This is a genomic window from Haloarcula taiwanensis (assembly GCA_002844335.1).
GTDB lineage: Archaea > Halobacteriota > Halobacteria > Halobacteriales > Haloarculaceae > Haloarcula > Haloarcula taiwanensis.
Map to the genome: position 1 here is coordinate 115,116 of CP019156.1, position 14,778 is coordinate 129,893.

The 14,778-nt window shown below is 54.4% G+C and carries 17 protein-coding genes; 10 read left to right on the forward strand and 7 right to left on the reverse strand.

Annotated features, from left to right (window positions below):
• Positions 1-38: 38 nt before the first annotated feature.
• The 3 genes from BVU17_18045 to BVU17_18055 all read left to right on the forward strand — a co-directional run bounded on the left by BVU17_18045 (position 39) and on the right by BVU17_18055 (position 1,049).
• Positions 39-404 carry a hypothetical protein gene (locus BVU17_18045; protein AUG49478.1) on the forward strand — a complete coding sequence of 122 codons (366 nt, stop codon included), beginning with the start codon at positions 39-41 and terminating at the stop codon, positions 402-404.
• 233 nt (positions 405-637) lie between these two features.
• Positions 638-841: a hypothetical protein gene (locus tag BVU17_18050; GenBank protein AUG49479.1), complete on the forward strand. Its 204-nt coding sequence runs from the start codon at positions 638-640 to the stop codon at positions 839-841.
• Positions 834-1,049 (forward strand): hypothetical protein, encoded by a 216-nt coding sequence (locus BVU17_18055; GenBank protein ID AUG49480.1) that lies wholly within the window; start codon positions 834-836, stop codon positions 1,047-1,049. The genes BVU17_18050 and BVU17_18055 overlap by 8 nt, the downstream gene beginning before the upstream one ends.
• Positions 1,050-1,228: 179 nt before the next feature.
• On the opposite strand, the gene BVU17_18060 is transcribed toward BVU17_18055, so the two are convergent.
• Entirely contained in the window at positions 1,229-1,618 is a 390-nt protein-coding gene (locus tag BVU17_18060; GenBank protein AUG49481.1) for a hypothetical protein, read from the reverse strand.
• 303 nt (positions 1,619-1,921) lie between these two features.
• On the opposite strand from BVU17_18060, the gene BVU17_18065 reads away from it, so the two are divergent.
• The 3 genes from BVU17_18065 to BVU17_18075 all read left to right on the forward strand — a co-directional run bounded on the left by BVU17_18065 (position 1,922) and on the right by BVU17_18075 (position 4,027).
• Positions 1,922-2,608 (forward strand): hypothetical protein, encoded by a 687-nt coding sequence (locus tag BVU17_18065; GenBank protein ID AUG49482.1) that lies wholly within the window; start codon positions 1,922-1,924, stop codon positions 2,606-2,608.
• 57 nt (positions 2,609-2,665) lie between these two features.
• Complete coding sequence (locus tag BVU17_18070) at positions 2,666-3,565, forward strand: transcription initiation factor IIB (protein AUG49504.1); 900 nt, start codon at positions 2,666-2,668, stop codon at positions 3,563-3,565.
• Between the two features lie 75 nt (positions 3,566-3,640).
• Entirely contained in the window at positions 3,641-4,027 is a 387-nt protein-coding gene (locus BVU17_18075; GenBank protein ID AUG49483.1) for a hypothetical protein, read from the forward strand.
• Positions 4,028-4,040: 13 nt separating this feature from the next.
• On the opposite strand, the gene BVU17_18080 is transcribed toward BVU17_18075, so the two are convergent.
• The gene (locus tag BVU17_18080) at positions 4,041-4,403 is read right to left on the reverse strand and encodes a hypothetical protein (protein AUG49484.1); all 363 of its coding nucleotides are present in this window, start codon (positions 4,401-4,403) and stop codon (positions 4,041-4,043) included.
• A 106-nt stretch (positions 4,404-4,509) separates the two neighbouring features.
• Here BVU17_18080 and BVU17_18085 point away from each other — a divergent pair, with 106 nt between their 5' ends.
• The 4 genes from BVU17_18085 (at position 4,510) to BVU17_18100 (ending at position 6,485) form a co-directional block, all read left to right on the forward strand.
• A complete protein-coding gene (locus BVU17_18085) occupies positions 4,510-4,950 on the forward strand; it encodes a hypothetical protein (protein AUG49485.1) in 441 nt (146 codons plus the stop codon).
• Positions 4,951-5,003: 53 nt separating this feature from the next.
• Complete coding sequence (locus BVU17_18090) at positions 5,004-5,276, forward strand: PadR family transcriptional regulator (GenBank protein ID AUG49486.1); 273 nt, start codon at positions 5,004-5,006, stop codon at positions 5,274-5,276.
• A 57-nt stretch (positions 5,277-5,333) separates the two neighbouring features.
• Positions 5,334-6,158, forward strand: coding sequence for a restriction endonuclease subunit M (locus tag BVU17_18095; GenBank protein ID AUG49487.1), 825 nt, complete (start codon positions 5,334-5,336; stop codon positions 6,156-6,158).
• A gap of 63 nt (positions 6,159-6,221) precedes the next feature.
• On the forward strand, positions 6,222-6,485 hold the full coding sequence (locus BVU17_18100) for a hypothetical protein (protein ID AUG49488.1): 264 nt from the start codon (positions 6,222-6,224) through the stop codon (positions 6,483-6,485).
• A gap of 517 nt (positions 6,486-7,002) precedes the next feature.
• On the opposite strand, the gene BVU17_18105 is transcribed toward BVU17_18100, so the two are convergent.
• From BVU17_18105 to BVU17_18125, 5 genes are all read right to left on the reverse strand, one after another.
• Positions 7,003-7,536: a hypothetical protein gene (locus BVU17_18105; protein ID AUG49489.1), complete on the reverse strand. Its 534-nt coding sequence runs from the start codon at positions 7,534-7,536 to the stop codon at positions 7,003-7,005.
• Between the two features lie 411 nt (positions 7,537-7,947).
• Positions 7,948-8,550: a hypothetical protein gene (locus BVU17_18110; GenBank protein AUG49505.1), complete on the reverse strand. Its 603-nt coding sequence runs from the start codon at positions 8,548-8,550 to the stop codon at positions 7,948-7,950.
• Between the two features lie 157 nt (positions 8,551-8,707).
• Positions 8,708-9,172, reverse strand: coding sequence for a hypothetical protein (locus BVU17_18115; protein ID AUG49490.1), 465 nt, complete (start codon positions 9,170-9,172; stop codon positions 8,708-8,710).
• A 357-nt stretch (positions 9,173-9,529) separates the two neighbouring features.
• A complete protein-coding gene (locus BVU17_18120) occupies positions 9,530-10,357 on the reverse strand; it encodes a hypothetical protein (GenBank protein AUG49491.1) in 828 nt (275 codons plus the stop codon).
• Between the two features lie 32 nt (positions 10,358-10,389).
• Positions 10,390-14,700, reverse strand: coding sequence for a hypothetical protein (locus BVU17_18125; GenBank protein AUG49492.1), 4,311 nt, complete (start codon positions 14,698-14,700; stop codon positions 10,390-10,392).
• Positions 14,701-14,778 lie beyond the last annotated feature (78 nt).

Below are 14,778 nucleotides of genomic sequence, written 5' to 3' on the forward strand. Positions count from 1 at the left end.
CGAGGGGCGTCCCACAGAGGGCGTGCCGCATACCGATCATGAGTAAGAACAAGACGGACGAGACGGCTGTACAGCAGTGCGACGACCTCGATATCGACCCTGATGCCGTGGATATCGGTGATGGACTGAAAACGACCGAGGACACGTCTGCACTCGCCGTCGTCGGTGTTGACGCTGAAAAGGAGCGCGTGAAGGTGTATTCCCCGTCCGGTGAGCTGACGGTCAATCGCTGGGTGAGCATGGACCTGTTCAGCGTCCACTCCCCGAACGAGGACATCCAGACCGACGCCGACCGGGAAGCGTGGCTGAACGAGACGCTGCCCAAGAAGGCCACGCATATCGACGGGAACGTGTACCCACTCAGGTATGCCATCGACGAGGACGGGAACGTAATCGCGGAATAATCGAGGAGCCGTACCAGCCACTCTTTCACTCACTCTCACGCTCACGGTTCCCGAGCGCAAGCGCTCGGGGGACACGCTCCACCTTGGACCGGCAGGCCGGTCCGGCGGTCCCGCTTCAGGAGGTAGGTGAGGCTCATCGCGATGAATCGGATGGCAGGGAACGAGCCGCCGTGTATTTTCTGTGCCCCAGCGGGGTGAGGGGCGTCCCACTGAGGGCGCTCTGCTGACCGATCATGAGTAAGAACAAGACGGACAAGACGGCTGCACAGCAGTACGACAACTACCCCGATCCCGACGCCATCGTTCACTTTGGCGATGTCTCGGAGGAACTGGTCGAGTTGATCGAGGAAACGCTAGAAACGTCCAAGTTCCTGTCGACCTCTCGGGACGACCTGCCCGAAACGACGCTGCTCGTCGAGGCGGTCGAAAATGAGTGACGACCACCTGTTCATCGTCGTGGAGGGTGTCGGGCCAGCAGACTTTCCTGAGAACGAGGCGAGTCCCAACAAGCAAGACGAGGCCGTTGCTCTCGCGAACGACATACACGACCTAATTCGTGAGGAGTACGGCAAGGAAGAGGTCGAGGGCGTCATCCCGGTGGTCAATCCCGACGCACACGAGCAGATGCAGGCGACCGAACTCTGACAGGCGGCGAAACGGCAGTTTCTTTAGCCATGATGCTGGCTGCAACGCCTGCTCAGTAAGCGTGCTTACTCCTCGCTCAAATTCATAACAATAATTGAATATTTGGGAGAAACTGTCCAGAAGAGGACACGCCAGTAATTTAGTAAGATTTGAAACAAAACGTTCTGGCTACTGGCAATTCAGGAGTTCTGTTTTTCTTTCGCCCACTCAAGTGCGGGCTCAAACTCTTTGAATCCCTTCGTAAGTACATTATCAGCTTCATTTTTCTGGCTGATCGAGAGTCGTGCAATCCCATCAGCAACATAAGCTGTGAAGTCGACATCCGACTGTTCAGCTACATCGGTCCAATTGTCTTCGACATGGTCCAACACCTTGGAATCCATCTCTTCTACGCCACCGATGGTGACGACAACGCTCTCCATTTCTGGGTCACTGGCTGTCTCAACGTAGTGCTGCTCTGCCTTTTCCATATCGCCTGCTTCGATAGCTGCGGGCAGATCCTCAATCTTCCAGATTCCAACACCGTCGTCTTCTTCGTAATCAACGTATTCGGATACTGAAGTTGCCATCAAATTAATAATCTCTGGCATCGCATAAGAATCAATCCCACAGGTTCTCAAGAACGATACTGAGAGTAGCAGTCCCTCCTGAGCCCGTTTTAATATCGTGGTCAGCATAGTACAAACCTCCTGCATTGTGTCTCATTTTTCGGAGAGTTACAATAGACGGTTGGCATTTTCGACCATTCCTACAGCCTGTGCTTCCCGTTTTAAGTCGAGAATAGCCGTCCATTTCAACAACTCTAGTCGCCGAATTTTCTGTGCCCCAGCGGGGTGAGGGGCGTCCCACAGAGGGCGTGCCGCCTGTCATTCATGGCTACCACAGAATCCCGTAGCGACGCCAGCAGTATCGACGAGAGCGAACTGGAGGAGGCTGACCCGAACAACCGGACCGTTCGGGCACTGACCGAAGTCATGACCGTGTTGGACTCGATTGGTCGGGCACGAAACGCCGACGACCTCTTCTTGGTCAACTCTGGCTCCGGCTCAGAGTACCTTGTTGACACCCGAACAGGGGGTTGTGAGTGCAAGTGGAAGCAGTACAACCCCGACAAGGAGTGCAAGCACCAGAAACGAGTCGCCTTCGCGACCGGCAAGAGACCGATCCCGCAGTGGGTGGACGACGACGCCCTAGACGACCAGTTCGGGCTGCACGTCGACGGCGAACCACGAAAAGCAGTCGCTGACGGTGGAGTCATGCAGGTTCGGTTCGACGACGGCGGCGTCACGGACGCCAACGAGGACCCCTTGGCTGTCACCTCCGAGGACGAACCACGCACGAAACGAGCGAAGCAGGAAGATATCGACGTTTCCTTCCTCGCAAAGCCCGGCCGCTACGAGGTTCATTCGGCGTCGGATAGCCGGTACGAGGTGGATGTGCTTGAGGAGACGTGCAGTTGTCCCGATGAGGCCGAGCGATGCAAACACCGTCGCCGGGTCGAGATCGAGATCGACGCCCAGCGAGTCCCCCGCCCGGATGGAAAACTGCCAGACGCCTAACCGGGCGCCACAGCGTGTTTTCTGCCCCTCGGGTCAGGTGAGAGGATGTCTCGAAATATGTCTTCACAAACTGTCCAGACGGCGTTGTCTGCAGCTATGCCGGGCTGTCCCGAGTGTGGCGGCACGCTCGACAGCAGCGGCCGAGAAACGCACTGTATAGATTGTGGCCTAGTGACCGATCAAGACCAGATCGACCGCAGGCCAGCATGGCGGACGTACGACAAGGAGGAACAGCAGCGCACGGGCGCACCCCGGACGGCCACTCGGCATGATCGAGGCCTGTCGACGAACATCGGGAGCGTCGATAGTGCAGATATCTCTCCGAGACGGCGTCGACGGCTTGCTCGCCAGCGGCGGCTCCATGGCCGGTCGAAGTTCACCAGCAAGCGCGACCGGAATCTCGCTCACGGGCTTGGCGAAATCCGACGCATCGCGAGTGCGCTGTCTGAGAGCAAGGCGGTGAAAGAGCAGGCATCTACGTTCTTCCGGGAAGCCCAGAACAAGGACCTCCTAATCGGGCGGTCGATTGAGGGCGGTGCAGCGGCCGCTGTGTACGCTGCCTGCCGATGCAATGGCCTCGTGACGATGGAGACGGTAGCCGACGTTGCACGGTGTTCCGACTCACATATCTGGAACTGCTACCGGACGTTCCTGACAGAACTTGACCTCCCGATTCCGGTGTCGCTCCCGGTGGACTGGGTGGCGCGGATTTGTTCGGACCTTCCATTCAACGTTGCGCCGGATATTCGTCAGCGGGCACTCGAACTCGCAGAACAGGCAACCGAGTCAACAGCGGTCAACGGACGACCAGACGGTGTCGCAGCCGGCGCTCTGTACCTCGCCGGGAAAGAGTCAGACATCCGGCTCACGCAAGCGACGATCTGCGAGCCGCTGGATGTGCATATTACGACGGCCCGGCAGTGGTTCCAAGAGATCGAGGAGCATATCGTTGAATGAATTCTCGCGACCGTTGTTTTGCGTGCCCCGGCGAGGGTGCAGGGCGAGCCAGCAAGCACGTCCTGAGAGAGACATATGTCAGTTACTGATACTCCAAAATCGGCGGCACAGCACGACTCTTCGAGTGTTTTTGCGTCGGTCCCAGCGCCACGGTCGCCAACGAAAGTCGCATCGTTTGTCGAACGAGTCCTTGTCGAACTTCGCCACGAAGCGGTGGCTGCTCGGTACGTGACCGAGCTAGACCAAGCCGGAGCGAAGACAATCTGGTGCCGGGTTGAGCACACCCCGCTGGACGTTGACGCAGAGTACGTTCAGATTCGAGACGACCAACGATTAGGTGTTGATGTCGAGCCGTGTTCGCAGGCAACGGTTCGAGAACGACTGTGCCAGTGTCTTGACCACGATCGGACTGGGCGCGTCGACGTCCGACTGCTGGCCGGCGTCTCGATGAGCGACGACTGAGTTGCCTCTACTGCTAGTCCCGCATCGGCAGGTCGAGATCACCGAGGGCAGCGTGCTGGCGGAGAACACAGAGATGTGGGCAGACGGTCGTCGCCTGGAAGACTTCGCAGCTGCACCAGCCGGCGTGGGTCCCGTTGGGATGCTCAGCCAGCGAGCAATTAACCGGACAGTCGTCGTCGACGGAGACGAGAAACAGGTCCGGACGACCACCCTCCGTTACATCGACACTGGCATCGAGGGCAGCGTTCCACGTTGCTGACCGACGCTGTCGGATCTGCTGGAAGTCAAGATCACGGGTCCCGCTGGGCTGGCGGGATATCCACTGATCTGGGGGCGAACACTCGCTAGTCGTAGTGGGGGACTCGGCTGTTTTCATGATGAGTCCGCGTACTAATACATATATTCTCAAACAGCAAAAAAGTTGCTATAGAGGCGATACAGAGCGGATTTTGTGTTTCTCTAGTGACTGAGAGAATCCAACAATGAGTAGTGGATACCGACGAGGGAACACGGGGCCGAAAAAGTTGAAGTGGCGCTGGAAAGATGAGACTGACAATCGGTCGCTACCCCAATCGTGGGCCGACAACGGTCGCACAGAATCTCCCGAGGAGAACGAAGTGCAACTGTATGCAATCCAGTGTCGGGCTGGGCTCTTACTTGAGTGGCTGGTCAATACACGAACGGGGAAGCTACTCAGGGGCCCGTTGAGCGAGAAGCCGGGAATTCGCGTCCTGTACGTTACCGCCGACGGTGAGTATGCGGTCATGAGGCAGTTGGAGGCCCGCGAAATTGATGACAGTTGGAAGCCGCCCAAGCAGTTCACCAGCATCATCGCGAAGCATCTGGAGGAGGCTGATCCAGTTCCAGACTCCAGCCAGGACTACTACCGACGGGGGGTTGAGGACCTGTACGACGTGGAGTGAAAACGGCGCTCTCATACCAATATGCTCATATATGTAATATTGTAACCGCGAATATGCACGACCTGACAGCATTTCAACGAGACTTATTGTTCGTAGTTGCTGGGAAATCCAAACCCGCTGGTGTCGCAATCAAAGACGAAATTGAAGAATATTACGAGAAGAAGATTCATTACGGCCGACTTTATCCAAATCTGGATACGCTCATCGACAAAGGTCTCGTCGAGAAAGGGAAGAAAGACGGACGGACGAATGGCTACATAATCACCAATCGTGGGCGTCGAGAGATTCAAGCCCGGTGCGACTGGGAGAATAAGTACTACAACTGACCAGATTCACGACTGTCGGCAGGCCAGATTTTGTGACTCTCTGGTGGCTGAGAGAGCATGGCTTCGCCACAGATCGACGTCGACGAGATTGTTGCAACGCTTGAGCAAATTCGCCAGCGCGGGCACAGCGCGCACACGGTCTTTCGAGACTGGGTCAACCTCATGCTGTTCGCGCTACAGGACCGAGACGACCCGTATCTGGAGATCGTTGACGACTATCGCGAGCGCGGCGACATGGATCACCCACGCGGGCAGCGCTCGGTCGACCTCTTCGCCAAGGCGTTCGGCCAGCTCCAAGAACGGATGGCGGCTACCGACGCTGACGTTCTGGGTGCTGTCTACGAGGAATACGGGATGTCCAGCGATGCGTTCGGACAGCACTTCATACCCCACTCTGTTTGCGAGACAATGGTCGAGATCGCCGGCGTCGGAGACGAGAGCAATACCGAGGACCGGCAGACGGTTTGTGACCCAGCCTGTGGGAGCGGTCGAACACTGCTGGTCGCCGGTCGAAAGCAGCCAGACGCGCTGTTTGTCGGGCAAGACAAGGACCCACTGTGTGCCCGAATGACGGTGCTGAACTGCTGTTTCCTGAATCTGGACGCCTACGTTATTCAGGGCGACTCACTGACTGTCGAGTTCCAGCGAGCGTGGCAGACCTCGTACTCTTCGCTGGGTGGGAGTGTTCGCGAACTCGACGACGAGGAAGTTGAGGAGCTTCACGAGTGGGTGACCGACGCCTTCGAGAATACGGTCGAGGCGGAGAACGAGTCCAGCCCAACTCAGGGGACAGACACGGGCTCTGAAGAGCGAACACCACCGGCTACGGTGTCTGTTCCGAGTGAGCAGGCTAGTCTGGGTGCGTTCGAGGGCAGCGATTGACGGCTGTTTTGTGTGCCCCAGTCGGGTGCGGGGCGTTCCAGTGAGAGCGTCCCGAGAAGAACCATGTCAGAAGAATCAGACACAGAGCCAGACTCAGTCGAAAAGGTCGAACGAACGGACTTTGGGTGCAGTATGGAGGCCCGGATGAAACGAGGAACCGGGACGCGAGACGAAGACAGTATGACGATCAAGTCGAAGGGTGAGACCGCTGCGGAGACGATTGCGGAGTTCTACAAGCTCCTAGAAGAGTACGAGCAGGAAATCGGTGGTCGGCTTCGGGGTGTTCAGCCCGAGGAGGACGAGGCAGGCAAGGAAGACGACGAGTAAGGCCCTCTATTATACTGCCCAGCGGTTGGGTGGGGTGACCGCGACTGCAGGGCACACGTTCCTGTTGATTGGCGCGAGGCAGTGGCTAAACGCTTATATCCGAGGATAGGCAATTTTTGCGTGGAAGGAACACTGTCACACGCTCCTTCCGTCCCCTTTCCATGCCTGATGACACGCAGCGTCTCGGCCGGTGCCCAGACTGTGGCGAGCGTATCACAACTCCGTGGCTGCTGGTTGAATACGAGAAAGATGACGGCACGGAGGGTATCTGGGCCGAGTGTCCGACATGTGAAGATGTCGTTGCACCAGAGTAGCAGATAACATCGTCGAGGAGCGGCGCGGATCCTATGTACGATTCGTGCTGAACATTTGCATCGTATCGGCCTCTAAGTTGATGTGCCGCCACCGCAAGCCATTTTTCCTCATCTCTCTGTCCATCCTCTTTCTCTTGCTCGCCTCCTGAATTGTCTTGGTGCTGATAGGGCTGGTTATCGGTCTCGATATGGAGGCATCGACGCTAGAACGCAGTATCGTTGACGGACATGCCGTCAAAGCGGTCGATCTGTTCTTGGAACGACTGTCGGCAGTCCTCGATATATTCTGGGTCTGGATCGGGCTTGGTCTGTGTCTGCTGGAGATATTCGAGTTCGATGGTCAGGTACTCGTATTCGGAGGCGTCGTGGCCGTCCCACCACGAGGAAAAATGGAGGTGTCTGACTAGGAGCAGTCCGTTATCGTCCCGACCTCTAATTTTGATATGCTTGTCGCGATCAAGTATTTCAACAGGGAGTTCGGCGGTGGAAACAGTATCGCCGATTTCATTTGGTGTGTCAGTTGGCTCTGCACTCAGCCTGAGCCGAATCGAATACAGAGCGCTATGATGGCGTCCCTCCATCGGTAACAGTGTGTAGTGAACGTCACAAAATTCGTATGGAGCAACATCCTCGCTCTTTTTCTCACTCATCTCTGGGTGATAGAAATTTGCTCGGTACCCATCAGAAATCTCCTCGAACGTCTCCAGACATGATTTTTCGTCCAGAAGTTCGCGCATATTTCATTAATCAACGGGAGCGATATTAAATAGTCTGGCTAAATACTACGTTAGACAGTATTCTGGCAATGACGATACCGAGAGTGTTCCCTATGGCGTTACGCGAGCTGAGTGGGCGGGCGTGATTCTGCTCTGTTCTGAACTGTCTGGTGACCAGTGGGAGGGGTCCGTCGGTGCATCCTGTTTCGCCTCGACCTCGATATCGCCGTCTTTGACGGTGAAAGATACGCCTCCGTGTTCGTCAGAGATGTAGAGGTGTTCCACCAATCCCCAATTGCGGTTGATCATGGTTATACTACTCGGAGAGATAGCAGGAGGGGATGAGGACTTTCATGATATCGTGGCTTTAGCCACCAGATAGAGCTATTCTGTACGTTCAGATTCTATTGATCCAGCAGAGCCCCTGATAGACTATAAATGGAAGCTTGCGGCACTCGCTTCGACGAGATTCATTGGGATAAATTCTGAGGAGATGGCTGGTGAATATCCCTTCGCTCGTCCTAAGATCGCCAATGCGGTCGCCTCCACGGACATGATTTGCTTAACGACGTTGTCTGCGTCCATGTCCTGTTCGTGGAACGTGACCATCGACTCGATACCCGACTGGATAGCTGCCGGTTCGTCGTCGCGGATACCACGTGCGGTCGATAGCACTGCCTGCCCGTAGTGTGCGTGCGCTCCGGGTTTCTCGTCGTTGACAGTCTCCAATCCCGCCAGTGCAGCATCGTTGACAGTACCCAACACTGCGCCGGAGAGACACCAACCGAGGAAATAGCGGTCAGCCCATTGGTCATTCGGATCACAATCTTCCTCAGCAGCAAGCGCTTGCATCGATTCGGCGAGATTAATGAGAGCTGCTTCTTCGCCAGCCAGCAATGCGGTGTACATTCCTTGCATTCGTTGGCGGGCGCTATGGACCGGCAAAGAGTCTTCAGCCGCACTCCGTTCATAATACGTCGTGGCGTCGGCAAAAGCCTCCTTTGCGGCATCTCTGTCACCGACTGCGAGTTCCAATATACCGATATTGCGTGCACTACCGGCAATACCGCTGAAGAAACTTGATAACTCGCGCTCTACCCCTCCTTCTTCGAAATTTGACTTCCGAAGCCTCAATCGGCGGCGCTTCTTATTCAGGAGATTTTCAGCCTGATTCTTTTGATCTGAATTTAAATTAGTCATTGCTATCCCCTTCAGCTTTGAGGTCAATGACTGTTACTGCGTCAACTCCAATCACTGACTTATTACTAATGTCTGATGAGTCGCTACGCGGATTTGCTAGTGTTCGCGTGCTTGATCCTTCAACATCCCGGACGAATACCACCTCTTGACGTATATTCCCATTGTCAAGCGCTAAGATGAGCTCGTCAACCGTAGAGCTGTCCAACTGACCTTGGTTCTCAAGTTTTTCTATACTATTCTCGATCCACTCCTCCGAAAGCTGTGGGTCGCCATCGTACGCATCAGTGTTGAACAACGAGATGCCAACTGCATCAGTGCTACCAGTTGTCTTGGCCTCGACAATAACGTATTCTCCGGTATTTTCGTCGTAAGCAATGACGTCTGGACCGATCTCTGAGGTGTCTCCTTCGTCGAACCCACCTTCAGGCCAGACGATCTCGTATCCCCGTTCTTCCATCAGCTCTACAGAGACTCGTTCACCAGCACTACCATCAGTCAGGTCGGTGGGGTTATCGGCGTAGGTCCGGACGAACGCATCCCGGTCGTGGACGCAGTAGTAATCCGTCGCAACGGCACTATCTAGTTGAGCGAGTTTGAGAAGCGAGGAGGTCGTAGCGAGAAGTGTCCATGCAACTCGCAGACCTCCTCAGAGAAGCGTTAGATGAGGACAGCCAACGGGTTCGTACGGACGTTGAACCTCGCTGGAGCACCGCTGCACGGCCTTCTTGACTGCTTCGTCATCAATGTGTTTCGCTGAGTTATGCAAGAGCCTTTCGGTTCATTCTTTACGCTAATCCGTATGCAGGGGAACATTTTAGATGACTGATCCGGTTTCAGCGTCCAGTTCTACGTATGATTGAGCGGCGGTTCTCGCCAGAAGCCGGTCGTCGTACCGCCAGAGGTTGCGATAGTGAGTTTGTTCACCATCGTTAGCTTTGCTCGGTTGGGCTCTCCATTTAATATTACCGCCTGAGTCAAAGTATAAGATATTTCTGGAAGGTTTACACTCTACATTTGGATCACTAACGCCCTCAGTCCCCCTCCGGAGCAAGACAAGTAACCGATCGTCAATCGGATATGCATATTTGATATCCATTGGGAGCCGATGATTCCAGCCTTCTCCCTTAATTTGGCCCCTGTAATCGACAGTAATTCCAGTCTCCGAAAGCTCTGTTCGGCACCCGATCTCTGGGTCTGCTTCCCTCACCACTTCCGGGCATGATGTTCGATTCAATGTCTTGCCGGGGTCGTACTCGATCTCAAGTGTAATTTGGCACTCGTCTGGTATGCGCTCTATGTCGTTGCCCTCCGTCCACGAGAGCATAAAAGGCTCAAGATTAAGATATCCGCGAACGTTTTCACTAGCAGGATCAGAGTAGAGGTAGATTTTATTATTCTGTTTCCAAACATCACCCCAGAGTCGTAGGACGGCAATTTGAGGGCCAATGGTTGATTCGATGTTTTTTTCGGCTGAATAAGTCTTGATCGAAATCGAGATCCGGTACCATGCTCGGAGGTACCGAGCTCTGCTTGGTAAGAACTCTTTTGAGATTTGAACTGGCGTCACAGCTGTCGTTGAGAGATCGAATCTCCCTTCGACTTCTTCTTTCTCTGCCGTCGCGAAATCCTCCATCCATATCATATTTATAGCCTTATATTTTCTACCTTCAAAACTCACCCGCTACAGTATGTGATCTTGTTCTGCAGGACGGCAGGGTCATTGGTACCAATGTTTTTGTCTGTTCTCACAACTTGGTCCCCACTGTAGGTTATATCCCCATGGATTGCCGTCCAATATGTATTAGTGTTGAAATTAGTCATTCGAGTAAGAGGACCACAGTCTGGTGCGAACTCACTGCTCTCGTCTGGCGTATCTTCGTTTTTATTTGATATTATCACACTCTTCGGATTCGTTGCTTCAAGCAGTGGTTTTGTGACCACCTGTCCGCTATTCCCGCTTGTCGCGTGATGGCTGGCCGACAGATAATCGATCGACTCAAGTTCATTGCCATATCTATCCACAATCTTTCTTTCTGTGCTTCCTTTGATATCTCCCGTTGTTAGAGCTTCAGTATTTTTGTATTGTACGTGCAAGACGATCGAATTCTGGTTGGGATTTCCATTTTCTGTCACTTTGGGATTGAGTACGTCTGCAGTCGCATCCCCCAGCGTAATTCTATCTCCGGCTCTGAGCACACCAGTATCTGTCTCTGAGCCGACTGCCTTGTCGACATCCTCTTCTTGTACAGTATCTTTTTTGACACCTGCGAAATGTAGGTTGCGAACTGTTATATCGTCGTCCTCGAGAACCTCGTCCACGTATGAGATATGATCAGTATCGTTGTGGCTCACGACCAAGTGGTCGATAACATAATTTCCAGCATCGTTTTTGTCGATCCGGCTGGTAAGATCGCTTCGGTACGGCTTTTCCCAGAGACTACTCCTAGCGTTTGATCCAGCATCAACTAGTAGTGTCTTGTTCCGGCCGTCAGGGTTGGGGACTTCGAAGAGAGTACTCTGGCCTTTGCCCATATCAATATGCGTCGCCTGAAGGTCACCCGTCTCAGAAGTATCATCGTCATCGTCGTCTGAGTACTGGTCGTAGATGTTGGATGCCTTGTAGACATCGAGGGCGAAGTCACCAACAGTCCTGATCCAGAGTTTCTCGCGCTCGCTGAGCCGCCAGTCCTGTTCAGTTCCCGGTGCGTCGTCGATCTCCTCTTCGTCGGTAAGTTCCTCGTCACTCTGTTCGTCTTCTTTCTCTCGCTCGATCGTATCCCCAACTGTCTCGACGCTGGTGGCACCGATGATCGTCGAGCCCAGTATATACAGTGCGATGTGGCCATCGCCATTCGGGTTCTCACCAACGGTGACAGTGTATTCACCCTGCTGCTCCGCGATAACAGCTGTCTCAAGGACTGTACGTACGTCTGCGGGATTATTCAGTCCGGGTGTGTTCTGGATACTTTCCCAGCCGTATTCTCTACCATCTTGATAAGAACGTCCCGCCGACATCTCTACAGGGGCGTTCAACGTGCCAGAAACGGCCGGGCTGATCGATGTGAATTCATGAGTTTCTGCTCTGGAACCAAGTGTAAGCTCGCCTTCGATAATTCTCGAAGTGACCGAGGGCTCACCGTCTATGACCTCCGATCCACCTTCTATAACCAATCCACCAATGAGGACTGCAGCTCCGGCTGGGATCGCAACCGGCTCTTCACCGCTCGGGAAGGCAGCTGACCCCCCTATAACCATTGCACCACCCTTCTGGATATCTGCTCCGGGACCACCCGTTTCTACAGTGACTTTGTATGGTATTTCATTGCCACTACTGTCCGTAACGTTCAGATAATATTCTGTTGGAGCTTCTGGAATGAGCCCAGGATTATCAATTAGAACAAGATATTCATCGTCAAGTCGAACTCCGTACGAACGAATTGCCCAACCATACCCCTCGTCAATCATCTCATCTGGAACACCCAACAGTTTCCCACTGTTTCCGGCCCAATAACTATCCCCAATCGCTGGAGAGTAATTGGCACGGACCTCAACTGATTCAATATCACCACTGTTGATCTCGGTGATACGAATATAGCGACCCCACTGACCAGATCTCGCTTCGAAAGAGGGTGGAGTATTATCTACAGTGGGCTCTGGATCTCGAAGGTCATGTAGACCATCACCATCAGTATCACGATTGGTGGCGTCACTGCCTACATTCTCAATTTCAACTCCGTCGTCAACACCGTCGTAATCAGTATCGGGTGTAATGGGATTCGCGGTATAATCGAAGTACGATCCCTCGTACTTTTGGCCATTGTGAACGAACGAGACGGTTTTGAATTGCCCGACTTCCCGACCGTCGGACAGTCCGTCTCCGTCGGTGTCGTTCGATGTGGGATCTGTGTGTATAACTTCACCATTCGGGCCACCGAGGACGATCCCAGAGGTCTCTCGTTCGTCACTCAGGCCGTCACCGTCGGTATCATTGATCTCGGTGGTGGTATTTGCGACACGCCAAAAGACCTCAGGAAGGTCATCAGCTTCCTCAACTATGTACGATTCGCCTCCTGTTGTTGTGGCGATATCGGATAATTTGTCGCTACTCGCACTCTCAAATCCGATGGTGTAGATAGTGATATTCTCTTCAGCTGCAATTTCTGCTTCCTGCGGACCACCCGGCCCACGCCCATCAGTTAGGAATATCAGTATCTCCGACGTGGATTCGTTACTATTCTGGGCTGTGTACTCGATACCGTCTTTCAAAGAAGACCCGATCTTGGTTCCAGTCCCCCACCCGTACGGTTCCAAGCTACTGATCGAGTCGTTAGCTGCCTGGTGGTCCGTCGTGTACGGCTGGACGACCTCGGCATATCCGGCAAATTCCAAGACAGCAACACGATCAACATCTAAGAGCCCTCCGACGAAGCGTTGGGCGGATTGTTGTGCGTAGCCGTTCGGATCAGTATTATCCATCGACCCCGACGTATCGATAAGCAGCGTCGTATCGACGGGCTTGACACCATCGTCGTCGGTCTGTCGCACTGGCTCAGTTGCGTTATACGTCGTTGCCCAGTTGGAGATGTCAAAGACCGCAAACGTGGAGAAGTGAGTCGTTTCTGCAGTGGCCGTGTTGTTAGTGGCGTCAACAGTGGAGTTCAACGGCACGAAGATCCCCGCCTCAGGATCGTATGTGAACACGGCGAGGTCCCGACTCTCATTTTCCACCCTGGTCTCGTTGTACGCCAGAGTAACGTTAGCCGAGGAGAACTCTTGCTCAGAATTGAGTTCAACAACTGGCGAGGCACTCATATTCCCTACGCGGGACGTGTTGAACCGTGGGTCGTCTTGTGGGGCGATGGTCGTCCCATTGCCGATATCACCGTTGCCAGTCAGGCTCAGTGTGACTCCGAGCGTCTCGTTGGTCGCCGTCGTGGTATAGCTCTCCTCACCATCACTGACGCCGTTGTCGTTGCTATCGGCGACGAGTGGGTCTGTTCCGAGGCGAACTTCCTCGCCGTCTGGAAGGCCATCACTATCTGTATCCGCTTTGAGCGGGTCGGTTCCAAGCTGGTGTATCTCTGTCCCATCCAGCAGGCCGTCACCGTCCGTATCTGGATTGTTGGTAAGGGTTCCTGCGACAGTCTCGTTGTAGATGCTCAGTGAGTCATTATCTGGATCGGCAGCGCTGTCCTGCACGCCGTCGTCATCCGTATCGGGGTCGGTCGGATCAACGCTCTGGAGCCGTGATTCGACGTCATCAGTGAGCCTATCACCGTCTGTATCGTTGCTTCGGGGGTCAGTACCGAGTCGGTATTCGCGATATGCCGGTAACGTATCATTATCCCAGTCTTCTGCGCCGTCAATCACAGCATCCCCGTCAGAGTCTGCTACCCTGGGGTTGGTCTTCGTGACGTTTCGCTCGTAGGCATCCGGAAGTCCATCGCCATCAGTGTCGTTCGGGGACGTTGAGCGTGTGGCGACGAAGAGCCACTGGATGTCCCCGACGTCGGTTCGGTTGTCTCCCGTGTAATCATACGCGCTCCAGTTGGCACCGGCTGCTGTGGATCCCAAGTGACGAGACAGGGCGTCAACGTCGACAATGTTGACAGCGCCATCGCCGTTGACGTCTTCGTAGAGACCGTCGCCATCTGGATCAGTGGGCTGGTTATCGCCAACGAGCGGGTACGGGTGAGAGTCGTTTTCCCGGGGCGCTAACTGCTCAATAGCACTCGCATTCGGCTCGGTTGAGCCATTCCAACTGGTCGAAAGTGGTCCGGTCGCCTGGTTCCCAGCCGTTGCGGCGGGTGTTTGTGTCGATTGTGTCCGTGTCGCCTCATTTCCAGCCGTCGAGGCGGGTGTTTGTGTCGGTTGTGTCTGTGTCGGCTCGTTTCCGGCCGTGGTGACGGCCTGGTTTCCGGCACTTGTACCAAGGGTATCATTGCCAGCCGTCTGCAACGGGCCAGCCCCGGTACCGGTCATCATTCCCGATACGGGACCGACAGTCACTAATAGTAATACACCAAATAACGCTTGCAATTTTGTCGTTGAACTTGCCATATA

Excerpts from the sequence above, each read along its gene's own strand:
- BVU17_18045 (AUG49478.1), top strand. The coding sequence starts at position 39 with ATGAGTAAGAACAAGACGGACGAGACGGCTGTACAGCAGTGCGACGAC.
- BVU17_18050 (AUG49479.1), top strand. The coding sequence starts at position 638 with ATGAGTAAGAACAAGACGGACAAGACGGCTGCACAGCAGTACGACAAC.
- BVU17_18055 (AUG49480.1), top strand. The coding sequence starts at position 834 with ATGAGTGACGACCACCTGTTCATCGTCGTGGAGGGTGTCGGGCCAGCA.
- BVU17_18060 (AUG49481.1), bottom strand. The coding sequence starts at position 1,618 with ATGGCAACTTCAGTATCCGAATACGTTGATTACGAAGAAGACGACGGT.
- BVU17_18065 (AUG49482.1), top strand. The coding sequence starts at position 1,922 with ATGGCTACCACAGAATCCCGTAGCGACGCCAGCAGTATCGACGAGAGC.
- BVU17_18070 (AUG49504.1), top strand. The coding sequence starts at position 2,666 with ATGTCTTCACAAACTGTCCAGACGGCGTTGTCTGCAGCTATGCCGGGC.
- BVU17_18075 (AUG49483.1), top strand. The coding sequence starts at position 3,641 with ATGTCAGTTACTGATACTCCAAAATCGGCGGCACAGCACGACTCTTCG.
- BVU17_18080 (AUG49484.1), bottom strand. The coding sequence starts at position 4,403 with ATGAAAACAGCCGAGTCCCCCACTACGACTAGCGAGTGTTCGCCCCCA.
- BVU17_18085 (AUG49485.1), top strand. The coding sequence starts at position 4,510 with ATGAGTAGTGGATACCGACGAGGGAACACGGGGCCGAAAAAGTTGAAG.
- BVU17_18090 (AUG49486.1), top strand. The coding sequence starts at position 5,004 with ATGCACGACCTGACAGCATTTCAACGAGACTTATTGTTCGTAGTTGCT.
- BVU17_18095 (AUG49487.1), top strand. The coding sequence starts at position 5,334 with ATGGCTTCGCCACAGATCGACGTCGACGAGATTGTTGCAACGCTTGAG.
- BVU17_18100 (AUG49488.1), top strand. The coding sequence starts at position 6,222 with ATGTCAGAAGAATCAGACACAGAGCCAGACTCAGTCGAAAAGGTCGAA.
- BVU17_18105 (AUG49489.1), bottom strand. The coding sequence starts at position 7,536 with ATGCGCGAACTTCTGGACGAAAAATCATGTCTGGAGACGTTCGAGGAG.
- BVU17_18115 (AUG49490.1), bottom strand. The coding sequence starts at position 9,172 with ATGGAAGAACGGGGATACGAGATCGTCTGGCCTGAAGGTGGGTTCGAC.
- BVU17_18120 (AUG49491.1), bottom strand. The coding sequence starts at position 10,357 with ATGATATGGATGGAGGATTTCGCGACGGCAGAGAAAGAAGAAGTCGAA.
- BVU17_18125 (AUG49492.1), bottom strand. The coding sequence starts at position 14,700 with ATGATGACCGGTACCGGGGCTGGCCCGTTGCAGACGGCTGGCAATGAT.